Source organism: Burkholderia sp. 22088 (assembly GCF_052045915.1).
Taxonomy (GTDB): Bacteria; Pseudomonadota; Gammaproteobacteria; order Burkholderiales; family Burkholderiaceae; genus Burkholderia; species Burkholderia cepacia.
Genome location: NZ_JBQEPY010000030.1, coordinates 78,383 through 88,723, shown reverse-complemented (window position 1 = coordinate 88,723; position 10,341 = coordinate 78,383). Strand labels below are relative to the sequence as shown.

Below are 10,341 nucleotides of genomic sequence, written 5' to 3'. Positions count from 1 at the left end.
GCTGCACCGGCTGTTCCGGCTCACGCCGATGGAAACCGAAATCGCGCTGCTGCTCGTCGACGGGCTGAGCTCCGCACGTCCCGTCCGTGTGATCGGCAGCCGCACCGTGAACGTCGCGCCGTGCCCGGGCCCGCCGCTTTCCGCGGAAATCCGCCCGCCGTGCAGTTCGACGAACGTCCGGCAGATCGCGAGCCCGAGCCCGAAGCCGCCGGTCGGCGAGCCACCCGACGCGCCTCGCTGCTCGAACAGGTCGAAGATCGTTTCGAGCGCGCCGTGCGCGATGCCGACGCCGTGATCGGTGACGCGGATGGCGACCACCGGCCCTTCCACCCGGGCGCCCACGTCGATCCGTCCGCCGTGCGGCGAGAACTTCGACGCGTTGTCGAGCAGGTTGTGCAGCACCTGGACGAGCCGTGCATCGTCGCCGTGCAGCAGCACGGGATGGGCCGGCAGGTCGACGTGGATGTGCTGCCCGCGCGCGGCCAGCTTCGGCTGGATGCTTTCGACGCCGCGGCACACGATGTCGCGCACGGCGACGGGGCGATCGTTCAGCTCGACCTTGCCGGCCGTGATGCGGCCGACGTCGAGCAGATCGTCGACGAGCCGCGTCAGCTGCCCGACCTGGCGATGCACGGCGTCGCGGCATTGCGCGAGCACGGGCGCCGGATCGGGCAGGCTCTGCAGCACGCCGATCGAATGGCGCAGCGGCGAGAGATGGTTGCGCAGCTCGTGCGCGAGCATCGCGATGAACACGCTGAGCCGGTGCGTGGACGCTTCGAGTTCCTCGAGCCGCTTGCGCTCGGTCATGTCCCGCGTGATCTTGATGAAGCCGCACAGATGATTCTCGTGATCGTGCACGGGGGCGATCGTCACGCTCGCCCAGAACTGCGAGCCGTCCTTGCGCACGCGCCAGCCTTCATCCACGAAGTGGCCCCGCGCGGCCGCCTCGTCGAGCCCGTGCGACGGCCGGCCGGCCGCGATCGCATCGGGCGGATAGAAGCACGAGAAGTGATGGCCGACGATCTCGGCCGCGCGATAGCCCTTGATGCGCTCGGCACCCGCATTCCACGTCGCGACATTGCCGTGCGGATCGAGCATGAACACCGCGTAGTCGGTAATCGAGCCGACGACCGTCTGGAAACGGAACTCGGCGAAGCGATGCACCAGGTCGCGCGCGTCGGGTAAACCGGGCGGCGGATGGGAGCGAGAAGAGTCGTCGTCTTTCTTCATCGTGTGGCAGGTCGAAGACGGGCAGGCAAACGCTGCCCGGCCGCCGCCGGGCGCGCCGGCGGTGGCCACATCAAACGGATTGGCACCCCGGAAAGCATAAGGGAACTCAATTCGGCTGATCAATGGGCGCGCATCGCCCGTGCCGTCCGCGATCCCGGCAAGGGCATCCGTTCCGGGTGCGCGATGCGGCATGCCGATTGCACGCGCCTCCCGTCCGCATGCCGTGCCGCGGCCGCCCGGCCACACGTAGCGGCAAGCAGCGGCACGCCAGCAAGGAGGTCGACATGAACAGCACGCTGAACCCCGACAACGAACCGGCCGGCCCGGACGACGAGAACGCCCGTCGCGGCCGCGACGGCCGCGCGCTGGGGCCGGGCGATTCGTCCGACAGCGGCAGCGACACGGCCGGCGCGCGGCGCTATCCGTTTGACATCGATTCGCCGCTCGACGCGCATGCGCTCGAACGCGGCGATGCGTCGCTCGACAGCGATACGGACCGCACGGGCACCGGCGAGCGCGCGTCGGCGGACGGCGATTCGACGCTCGAAGAAGGTGCCGATATCGAGCCGGATCGCACCGAGCGGCTGAGCGGGCCGGATCGCGACGACGCATCCGGGGAGCCGGACGACCCGGACGATCCGGACGCCGGCGGCGGGTCATGACGCCTGGCACGCAAAAACTGCAATCGCATTGCAGATTGGCGCGCCCGGCAGCGGATCGACGGCGCGATGCGCATCCGTCGTGCGTCGGCAACGATATCGGCACGCGGCTTGCGTTCGAGCCGGCCGGCATGCGCCGAGTCGCGACCCGGCATGGGGCCGTGCGCGGCGCAGGCGCGAACAAGGAGAGACACGATGCAACGACGATATCCCGGACGGCACGGCGAGCGCGGCCTCCCGGACGACCCGGCACGATGGCCTGAGGAAGACCCTGAATCGGCGCGCCGTCGCTCGGCGAGCGAGAGCGTCGGCGCGGAAGACTGGGGCAGCGAATGGACCGAGCGCGCCGCGCGGCCGGCGGACCAGCGGCGCGGCATGTCCGACCCGGGCCGGCAGGGCGGTGCGCGCCAGCCCGGATGGGAGGCCGAACGCGGCTACCGCGAACCGGGCCGTCGTGCGGAGGGCAGTGAAGGCCCGTACGGCGGCGACCGTCCGGAATTCCGCGGTCATTTCCGGATGGGCCGGTACAGCGGCGAGCACGACCGTGGCGACCCGCGAGACGCCTCGCGCTACGGCAGCGACGCCGACCGCGACGCGCTGCGCCATCGTCGCGGGCCGAAAGGCTATACGCGTTCGGACGAGCGCATCCGCGAGGACGTGTGCGAGCGGCTCGCGCATGCGCTCGACATCGACGTGAGCGACGTCACCGTGCAGGTACAGGACGGCTGCGTCGTGCTGGACGGCACGGTGCCGTCACGCTGGATGAAGCACGACATCGAGGATCTGGCCGACGGCTGCATGGGCGTGCGCGACGTCGAGAATCGCGTGCGCGTGCACCGCGACGGCGAACACGATACGGGCATGGTGCTGCATCCCGACCAGCGGACCGTCACGCCGACGCTGCCGGCCGCGCGCGATCCCGAACCGGGCACCGCCGAACGCGACCGCGAGCGCAAGCCGCATCATTGACCGGCCGTGCAGAAACGGCGCGACCGCGGGCGGCGTGCGCATGACGACAGCCCGCACGGCCCGACGCGGGTGCGTGTTCCGGTATCGATCGGTTCACGCGCGGCCGGGTCGCGCACCGTGCGACGACGTGGCAGCGTGACGGGCCGCGTTTACGGGGGCGTCGCGTTCGACGGGCTGGTCGTGTCGGTCGCGCCGGTTGTGCCGGTTGCATTCGCGGACCCGGCGGCGTTCGTCGCGGCGCCGCCGTTCGCCGCATTGCGTTCATGCTCGGGCAGCAGCGCGAGACGGTTGTACAGCGTCTTCAGGCTGATGCCGAGCGCTTTCGCGGTGCGCGGCTTGTCGCCGTTGAAATGCCGCAGCGACGCGACGATGAAACGCTGCTGCGTATGCGCGAGCGTCGTGCCGAAATGCAGCGTCATCGCGTTGTGGCGCACGTCGTCGCGCGGCAGCAGCCGGCGCGGCAACTGCAGGTCGATCTGCTCGTCGGCGAGGATGAAGGCACGCTCGAGCGCATTGCGCAGCTCGCGCACGTTGCCGGGCCACGAATACGCGCGCAGCGCCTTCATCGCCTGCATCGACAGCCGCTTGCGCGTGCGGTGCCGCGCATTCAGCCGCTCGACGATCTGCAGTGCGATGTCGTCGACGTCGTCCTCGCGCTGCCTGAGCGCGGGCACGTGCAGCGCGACCGGCGCGATCCGGTAGAACAGGTCCTCGCGCAGCCGGCCGCTGCGCACGGCCTCGACGGGATCGTGATGGGTGGCCGCGACGATGCGCACGTCGAGCGGAATCGGCTCGTGACCGCCGACGCGGACGATCGTGTTCGATTCGAGCGTGCGCAGCAGCTTGACCTGCAGTTCGGCCGGCATCTCGGCGATTTCGTCGAGAAACAGCGTGCCGCCGCGAGCGGCTTCGAACATGCCGACATGCTGGGCGATCGCGCCGGTGAAGCTGCCTTTCTCGTGCCCGAACAACTGCGACTCCGCGATATCGGGCGGGATCGCGCCGCAGTTCACGGGGACGAATGGCCCGCGCCGGCGCGGGCTCAAGTCGTGCAACAGCCGAGCGACGATGTCCTTGCCCGCGCCGCTTTCTCCGACGATCAATACGCTGATGCGCGTCGCGGCCACGCGCGACACCTTCGTCAACAGGGTCTGGATCGAACGCGAGCGTCCGGACAGACGCTTGCCGTCATCGACGGATTTCGACATGACGTGATATCGAATGGGGAAGATTTGACCGACTATGACCCAGGCACACGAAAAAACGACACGTTATGCGCCGTTATTCATGCGCAAAGCATACGTGTTATGTCGCCGCGGCCGCATTGAATCTCGCAATGCATGCCGCGCGGGCGGATAGATTTATTCGATGAAGGGCCGATGCGCGACGTCGCTCTTCTATACTGCTAAGCGATTCCTTCGTCATGGCAGCATGGCCTGCCAGTTCATTCGCTGCAGCGTGGAATGCATTGCCTCGTGCCTGGCGGCGTGCGATGCGCTGCACATCTGTCGCGATGTCCGGTCGACACTTGCACCGGCTCGCATCACGAGGAGCTTCGATGCCCTACGTCCTGATCGTCGAAGACGATGCCGATACGCGCACGATGCTGGCGACGCTCGCGCGCACGCAGCAACTCGCCTGCGATACCGCCGCGACGCTGGAGGAAGCACGCGCGCTCGTGTCGACGCATACCCCCGATCTCGTGCTGTGCGATCTCGTGCTGCCCGACGGCAACGGGATGGACCTGTTCGACGCGTTGCCCAAGCGCGCGCATTGCGAGATGGTGCTGACCACCGGCCATGCGAGCCTCGAAACCGCGATCGACGCATTGCGGCGCGGCGCGACCGACTATCTGGTGAAGCCGCTGAACATGCAGCGGCTGAACAGCATCTTCGCGCGCGTGCCGCGCACGACCGCGCTGCACGAGGAAATCGCGGAGCTGCGCTCGGAACTGCAGCGCCTCGGCCGTTTCGGCCGCATGCTCGGCAGCTCGCCCGCGATGCAGGCCGTCTACGATGCGATCGGGCGCGTCGCGCGCACCGAGGCGTCGGTGTTGCTCACCGGCGAATCGGGCACCGGCAAGGAGCTTGCCGCGCAGACCGTGCACGACCTGAGCCTGCGCCGCCGCGGCCCGTTCCTCGCGGTGAACTGCGGTGCGATCGCCGCGAACCTCGTCGAGAGCGAGATGTTCGGCCACGACCGCGGCAGCTTTACCGGCGCGGAGCGCCAGCACAAGGGCTTCTTCGAACGCGCGGACGGCGGCACGCTGTTTCTCGACGAGATCACCGAGATGCCGCTCGAATCGCAGGTGAAGCTGCTGCGCGTGCTCGAGACGGGGCGCCTCACGCGGCTCGGCTCGACGCGCGAGATCGACGTCGACGTGCGCATCGTCGCCGCGACGAACCGCGATCCGGAAGCCGCGATGGCCGACGGCAAGCTGCGGCCCGACCTGTTTCACCGGATCAACGTGTTTCCGATTCCGCTGCCGTCGCTGCGCGAGCGCGGCGACGACATCCCGATGCTCGCCGATGCGTTCCTGCAGCACTACAACGAGGAAAGCGGCCGCAACCTGCGCTTTGCGCCGGCCGCGCGCGAGGCGCTGAAGACCTACGAATGGCCCGGCAATGTACGCGAACTGCGCAACTTCGTGCAGCGCGCGAGCATCTTCACCGACGCCGACGTGATCGACACGCTGCCGCCGCCGATCATGGAGGAACTGTCCAGCATGGTCGATTCGCACGAGGATCGCGTGACGGTGCCGTTCGGCACGCCGCTGGAGGAAGTCGACCGCAAGCTGATCCTCGGCACGATCGCGCAGTGCGGCGGCGTGAAGGCGCAGGCGGCCGAAGTGCTCGACGTCAGCCTGAAAACGATCTACAACCGGCTCGCGCAACTGGAAGACGAAACGGAGAAGCCGGACTCCTGACGCCGTCGCGATCACACTCATGCTCCCGTTTCCGCATCACGCGTGCGCAACCGGCGACGGCATCGCCGGGATGCGGCGGGCCGAGCCCGCGCGCCGGCTCGGCCGTCGCGTGAATCATCCCGTGGCGGGCGGCTGCGCGGCCGGTTCCGGCCGGCCGTCGCGCGTCGTGCCGGTCGGCGGTATCCGGGGTCGCGGCCGTCGGCCGGCCCCGCAGGAGCGTGTCCGATGACCGATCTTCCCCGGCGGCAGGCCGGAAACTACGCGACGGCCGCGATGCTGGTCGCGATCGCGACCGTGCTGCAGGTGCTCGCGATCCGCTTCGGCGGCGTGAACCTGCCGTTCGTGATGTACTACCCGCTGCTCGCAGGCGCCGCGTGGGCGACGTCGTTCCTGTTCGGGATCGTGTCGACCGTCGTCAGCGGGCTGCTCGTGTGGACCCTGTTCCTGTCCGATCCGGCCGCCTATCCGGCGCCGCTGCCCGAGCGGCTCGTGCAGCTCGGCACCTTCATCCTGATCGGTGCGCTCGTTTGCGCGATCGCGTCGATGTTGCGACAGACACGGATCACGAACGATCGCGCGCGCCGCCACGAGGCGGCTTTACGCCGGCAGCTCGAAGCCGTGCTGAGTGCGCTGCCGCACGGCGTGATCGCGGTCGACACGAAAGGGCGGCTGACCTATATCAACGCGGCGGCGGCCGAACTCGCCGGCTGCCGGCCGGACGACGCGGCGGGGCGGCCGGTGCGCGACGTGCTGCGGATCGTCGATCATGACGGCCGCCGCGTGCAGACGACGCCGCTCGATCGCGCGCTCGACGGCGCGGACGCGGTGTCCGACCGGCACTGGCTGCAGCGTGGCGGCACCGGCGATCCGGTGCCGATCGTCGAGGTCGCCGCGCCGCTCGGCGATCCGGACGGCAACCTCGACGGCGCGGTGCTGCTGCTGCGCGATGCCGGCGCGGATCGCGCACGCGTCGACGCGTCGCGCTTGCAACGCGCGGTGGTCGACGCATCGCCGGACGCAATCGTCGGCATCGACGCGAACGGCCGCATTGCCAGCTGGAATCCGGCCGCGCAGCGAATCTTCGGTTACGACGAGGCCGACGCGCGCGGCCGCATGTTCGACTCGCTGATCGCCATGCGCTGGTTGCGGCGCAATCCGCTGGCCGAATCCTTCGAAGCGATGCGCGATCCGGTCGGGCCGCTCGAACTGCTGTGCGTGCGGCGCGACGGCCGGCGTTTTCGCGCGACCGTGTCGGCGTGCCCGGTACGGGGCGAGGCACGCGAATGCGTCGCGCTGTCGCTGACGCTGCGCGAAACCGGTGCGCAGCGCCGGCGCGACCTCCGCGCGCAGCGCTCGCTGCGGGGCGCGCGCGACGCACGCGACCAGGCCGATACGTCGAACCGGCTGAAGGACGAGCTGCTGGCGACGGTATCGCACGAGTTGCGCACACCGCTGAACGTGATCTATGGCTGGGTCGAGGTGCTGCGCAATTCCGGCGACCAGGCGCTGCAGAACCAGGCGATCGATGCCATCGACCGCAGCGCGCGTTCGCTCACGCGGATGGTCGGCGACATTCTCGATGCGTCGTCGCTCGCGACCGGCAAGCTGCGCCTCGACGCGACGCCGGTCGACATCGTGCGGCTGTTCTCCGATTCGGTCGGCGCGTTCCAGACGGCCGCGTCATTGGCCGGCATCGAGCTCGAATTCGATTGCGAGACCTCGTCGTGCATTGTGTCGGGTGACGCCGAGCGGTTGCGGCAGATGTTGTCGAACCTCATTTCGAACGCGCTGAAGTTCACGCCGGACGGCGGCAACGTGACGGTCGGGCTCGCGCGCGACAACGCGCGGGTGATCCTGACCGTGACCGATACGGGGCAGGGTGTCGCGCAGGAGTTCCTGCCGTACGTCTTCGACATGTTTCGCCGCGCGGACGATTCGCCTGCGTCGTCGCGACGCGGCCTCGGTCTCGGCCTGTCGATCGTGCGGCATATCGCCGAGCTGCATGGCGGCGGCGTGACCGTCGTGAGTGCGGGCCGCAATCGCGGCACGACCTTCACGGTGACGCTGCCGGCCGGCTGGCAGCCGGTCGGCGCGATGGCGTGGGGGCTCGCGCAGGCGGGCGGGCAGCGCGAGCCGCTCGTGCTCGATGCGCAGCGGATCCTGATCGTCGACGACGATGCGACGACGCGGGCGAGCCTCACGGCTGCGCTGACCACGTTCGGCGCGTCGGTCGCGATCGCGTCGTCGGGCCGCGAGGCGCTCGCTGTGGCCGCCGACTTGCGGCCGACCGTCGTGCTGTCCGATCTCGCGATGCCCGACGGCGACGGCTTCTGGCTGCTCGATGCGTTGCGGCACGGGTCGATGAACGGCGACAGCGGGCCGCCCGACGTTTGCGTGCTCGCCGTCACCGCGCATGCCGGCCTCGCCGACCAGCGCCGTGCGCTGGAGGCCGGGTTCGACGGCTATCTGTGCAAGCCGGTCGACGTGCGCGAACTGGTGCACAAGATCGCGCACGCGACGAAGCGCGATGACTGACACGCCGGCCGCGGTTGCTTGACGTCGAGGGCGCCGGTAGTCACGACCCTCTCGCACGGATGTGAACCGGGAAAGATGTCGCTGCCGTCGACGAACCCGCGTTTTATCTCGCAGTCCTCCATTGAATGTTTACGTTGCCGTGCGCGAGTTCGCCACGGGCATCGTGGCCGATGTCGCGCTCCACGGATTGCTTCGCAACGTCCGCAACTTGAATCCTCCCGCCCGCGTCCACACCGCCGGCTCCCCGCAACCGCGATGCGTGTTCACTGATCGACGCGCTTCCTCGCCGGGCGATGCCCCCGAGGTCCGGCCCGCGCAAACGGGCCGCCGTGACTGCCTGTCGGCAAGCGGCATACCCGCACCGCTGCCGGGGGGAAACCGCCGGCCGCCATGCCGAAAAAATTACAACGCATTGGATGAAAGCGCGTCCGGCCGGCGATTGCCGCCAGCACCGGGCGGCGCGGCCGCGGCACGCGGTTTGCGCCCGTGATGTCCGCCCGCCGGCCGTGCCGGCTCGACGAAAGGAGGTCACGATGAAGGTATTCCAGCTGCAAGCCCGCTCCCTGCACATCCGCCGCCATCGCGCGAAGCGTGTCGGCATGGCGATCGCGATCGTCGCGGCGACCGCCTGCGTCACGGCCGTGCCGGACGTGTTCGCCGCCGGCGACGACAGCGCCGCGTCGTCGTCCACATCATCGACGTCATCCACGTCGTCGCATTCGACGGCCGGCAGGAAGATCCGCGACGCGACGATCACGACCAAGGTGAAGGCCGAGCTCGTCGGCACGAGCGGCCTGTCGTCCGGCGACATCCACGTGAAGACGCGGCACGGCATCGTGATGCTCACCGGCAGCGTGCCCGACGAACAGCAGCGCACGCAGGCCGTCGGCGTCGTGAAGCAGGTGGACGGCGTGCAGGACGTGCGCGACCAGCTGACCATCCGGGCCAAGTAACGTTGCCGCAACAGGAGTTCCGTCATGAACTGCATGCTCAAACCGGTCGGCGAGCAGACGATCGTGATCACCGGCGCGACGAGCGGCATCGGCCTCGTCACCGCGCGCAAGGCCGCACGGCGCGGCGCGAAGCTCGTGCTGTTCGCGCGCAACGAGGGCGCGCTGAACACGTTGTGCGAGGAAATCAGCCAGCACGGCGGCCTCGCGGTGCCGGTCGCCGGCGACGTCGCGAACCTCGAAGACGTGCAGCGCGCGGCCGCGAAGGCGGCGGACACCTACGGCGGCTTCGACACCTGGGTCAACAACGCGGGCGTGTCGATCTTCGGCACGGCGGCCGCGGTGCCGCTCGAGGATCAGCGCCGCCTGTTCGAGACCAACTACTGGGGCGTCGTGCACGGTTCGCTCGTCGCGGCCGATCACTTCCGCCGCAAGCGCGATTTCCACGGCGGCGCGATCGTCAACATGGGCAGCGAAGCATCCGATGCGCCGGTGCCGCTGCAAAGCGCGTACGCCGCGTCGAAGCACGCGGTGAAGGGCTTCACCGATTCGCTGCGGCTCGAGATGGAATCGGACCACCTGCCGGTGTCGGTCACGCTGATCAAGCCGGCCGCGATCGACACGATGTTCGTGATGCACGCGAAGAACTATATGAACGTCGAGCCGAGGCTGCCGCCGCCGATCTACGACCCCGACCTCGTGGCCGACGCGATCCTGTTCGCGGCCGCCCATCCGCGCCGCACGCTGTTCGTCGGCGGTGCCGCGAAATTCACGTCGGCGAGCGCGTACCACGCGCCGCGCCTGTTCGATCGCGTTGCGGCCACGCTGTTCTCGCGCGGCCAGCGCACGGTGCGGCCCGCGCGCCCGCGCGACGACAACGCGCTGTACGACTCGCGTCATGCGCTGCACGAGCGCGAAGGGATGGACGGCCCCGTGCTGCGCAGCTGTGCATACAACACGGTGGTGCAGCGGCCGAAGATGGCCGGCGCGGTCGCGCTCGGCGCGGCGGCGCTCGTGTTCGCCGCGCTCGCGCGTGCGCGCCGCGGGTCCGCGTGATTCCGTTTCCGTTCAT

Annotated in this window: 8 protein-coding genes; 6 read left to right on the top strand and 2 right to left on the bottom strand. The window is 69.4% G+C overall.

The genetic code is table 11. From position 1 onward, the window contains the following. On the bottom strand, positions 1-1,230 hold a 1,230-nt coding region (locus ACTJLD_RS39490), incomplete at its 3' end, for a PAS domain-containing sensor histidine kinase (RefSeq protein WP_440661523.1). Positions 1,231-1,514: 284 nt separating this feature from the next. Here ACTJLD_RS39490 and ACTJLD_RS39485 point away from each other — a divergent pair. Further along, positions 1,515-1,892, top strand: coding sequence for a chemotaxis protein (locus tag ACTJLD_RS39485; RefSeq protein ID WP_440661522.1), 378 nt, complete (start codon positions 1,515-1,517; stop codon positions 1,890-1,892). A gap of 192 nt (positions 1,893-2,084) precedes the next feature. Next, positions 2,085-2,858 carry a BON domain-containing protein gene (locus ACTJLD_RS39480; RefSeq protein ID WP_440661520.1) on the top strand — a complete coding sequence of 258 codons (774 nt, stop codon included), beginning with the start codon at positions 2,085-2,087 and terminating at the stop codon, positions 2,856-2,858. Positions 2,859-3,007: 149 nt separating this feature from the next. Here ACTJLD_RS39480 and ACTJLD_RS39475 read toward each other — a convergent pair whose 3' ends face one another. Continuing rightward, complete coding sequence (locus tag ACTJLD_RS39475; protein WP_226181974.1) at positions 3,008-4,066, bottom strand: sigma-54 interaction domain-containing protein; 1,059 nt, start codon at positions 4,064-4,066, stop codon at positions 3,008-3,010. Positions 4,067-4,416: 350 nt separating this feature from the next. Between ACTJLD_RS39475 and ACTJLD_RS39470 the strand changes: the two genes are divergently transcribed. The 4 genes from ACTJLD_RS39470 (at position 4,417) to ACTJLD_RS39455 (ending at position 10,325) form a co-directional block, all read left to right on the top strand. Continuing rightward, the gene (locus ACTJLD_RS39470) at positions 4,417-5,784 is read left to right on the top strand and encodes a sigma-54-dependent transcriptional regulator (RefSeq protein ID WP_027792509.1); all 1,368 of its coding nucleotides are present in this window, start codon (positions 4,417-4,419) and stop codon (positions 5,782-5,784) included. Between the two features lie 225 nt (positions 5,785-6,009). After that, positions 6,010-8,319: an ATP-binding protein gene (locus ACTJLD_RS39465; protein ID WP_440661517.1), complete on the top strand. Its 2,310-nt coding sequence runs from the start codon at positions 6,010-6,012 to the stop codon at positions 8,317-8,319. 533 nt (positions 8,320-8,852) lie between these two features. Then, on the top strand, positions 8,853-9,272 hold the full coding sequence (locus ACTJLD_RS39460) for a BON domain-containing protein (RefSeq protein ID WP_176114616.1): 420 nt from the start codon (positions 8,853-8,855) through the stop codon (positions 9,270-9,272). A gap of 24 nt (positions 9,273-9,296) precedes the next feature. Continuing rightward, entirely contained in the window at positions 9,297-10,325 is a 1,029-nt protein-coding gene (locus ACTJLD_RS39455) for an SDR family oxidoreductase (RefSeq protein WP_060194491.1), read from the top strand. The last annotated feature ends 16 nt before the right edge of the window (positions 10,326-10,341 follow it).

What these genes read in the sequence shown, in the direction of transcription:
- ACTJLD_RS39485 (WP_440661522.1), top strand. Translation starts at nt 1,515, where the DNA reads ATGAACAGCACGCTGAACCCCGACAACGAACCGGCCGGCCCGGACGAC.
- ACTJLD_RS39480 (WP_440661520.1), top strand. Translation starts at nt 2,085, where the DNA reads ATGCAACGACGATATCCCGGACGGCACGGCGAGCGCGGCCTCCCGGAC.
- ACTJLD_RS39475 (WP_226181974.1), bottom strand. Translation starts at nt 4,066, where the DNA reads ATGTCGAAATCCGTCGATGACGGCAAGCGTCTGTCCGGACGCTCGCGT.
- ACTJLD_RS39470 (WP_027792509.1), top strand. Translation starts at nt 4,417, where the DNA reads ATGCCCTACGTCCTGATCGTCGAAGACGATGCCGATACGCGCACGATG.
- ACTJLD_RS39465 (WP_440661517.1), top strand. Translation starts at nt 6,010, where the DNA reads ATGACCGATCTTCCCCGGCGGCAGGCCGGAAACTACGCGACGGCCGCG.
- ACTJLD_RS39460 (WP_176114616.1), top strand. Translation starts at nt 8,853, where the DNA reads ATGAAGGTATTCCAGCTGCAAGCCCGCTCCCTGCACATCCGCCGCCAT.
- ACTJLD_RS39455 (WP_060194491.1), top strand. Translation starts at nt 9,297, where the DNA reads ATGAACTGCATGCTCAAACCGGTCGGCGAGCAGACGATCGTGATCACC.